This is a genomic window from Acinetobacter sp. YH12041, from assembly GCF_013419975.1.
Taxonomy (GTDB): Bacteria; Pseudomonadota; Gammaproteobacteria; order Pseudomonadales; family Moraxellaceae; genus Acinetobacter.
On sequence record NZ_VOZC01000053.1, the window covers coordinates 1 to 1,168 of the forward strand.

The window sequence follows — 1,168 nt, forward strand, 5'->3', positions numbered from 1 at the left end:
ATTATTATAGAAGCCCCCATGAATAAATCGCTCATCATTTTCGGCATCGTCAACATAACCTCGGACAGTTTCTCCGATGGAGGCCGGTATCTGGCGCCAGACGCAGCCATTGCGCAGGCGCGTAAGCTGATGGCCGAGGGGGCAGATGTGATCGACCTCGGTCCGGCATCCAGCAATCCCGACGCCGCGCCTGTTTCGTCCGACACAGAAATCGCGCGTATCGCGCCGGTGCTGGACGCGCTCAAGGCAGATGGCATTCCCGTCTCGCTCGACAGTTATCAACCCGCGACGCAAGCCTATGCCTTGTCGCGTGGTGTGGCCTATCTCAATGATATTCGCGGTTTTCCAGACGCTGCGTTCTATCCGCAATTGGCGAAATCATCTGCCAAACTCGTCGTTATGCATTCGGTGCAAGACGGGCAGGCAGATCGGCGCGAGGCACCCGCTGGCGACATCATGGATCACATTGCGGCGTTCTTTGACGCGCGCATCGCGGCGCTGACGGGTGCCGGTATCAAACGCAACCGCCTTGTCCTTGATCCCGGCATGGGGTTTTTTCTGGGGGCTGCTCCCGAAACCTCGCTCTCGGTGCTGGCGCGGTTCGATGAATTGCGGCTGCGCTTCGATTTGCCGGTGCTTCTGTCTGTTTCGCGCAAATCCTTTCTGCGCGCGCTCACAGGCCGTGGTCCGGGGGATGTCGGGGCCGCGACACTCGCTGCAGAGCTTGCCGCCGCCGCAGGTGGAGCTGACTTCATCCGCACACACGAGCCGCGCCCCTTGCGCGACGGGCTGGCGGTATTGGCGGCGCTGAAAGAAACCGCAAGAATTCGTTAACTGCACATTCGGGATATTTCTCTATATTCGCGGTTCAGCAGGCATGTCCCCTTTGAGGGCGACCCGACGACAGGATAATCGACCTTATGGTGCGCAAATATTTCGGCACAGACGGTATTCGTGGCAAAGCCAACGAAGGCGCGATGACGGCGGAAACCGCCTTGCGCGTCGGCATGGCGGCTGGCCGTGTCTTTCGTCGCGGTGACCACCGCCATCGTGTCGTGATCGGCAAGGATACGCGCCTGTCGGGCTATATGCTTGAACCCGCGCTCACAGCCGGTTTCACCTCGATGGGCATGGACGTATTCCTTTTTGGCCCGCTGCCGACAACGTA

1 protein-coding gene and 1 pseudogene are annotated in these 1,168 nt (G+C 59.8%); both read left to right on the plus strand.

The window, feature by feature from the left end; translation table 11 throughout:
* The first annotated feature begins 18 nt into the window (after nucleotides 1-18).
* Nucleotides 19-834: a sulfonamide-resistant dihydropteroate synthase Sul2 gene (sul2, locus tag FTU00_RS15450; RefSeq protein WP_001043260.1), complete on the plus strand. Its 816-nt coding sequence runs from the start codon at nucleotides 19-21 to the stop codon at nucleotides 832-834.
* A gap of 86 nt (nucleotides 835-920) precedes the next feature.
* Nucleotides 921-1,168 (plus strand): annotated as a pseudogene (gene glmM / locus FTU00_RS15455) (phosphoglucosamine mutase); the annotation flags it as partial.

Coding starts and splice junctions, on each gene's coding strand:
- sul2 (WP_001043260.1), top strand. CDS start 19: ATGAATAAATCGCTCATCATTTTCGGCATCGTCAACATAACCTCGGAC.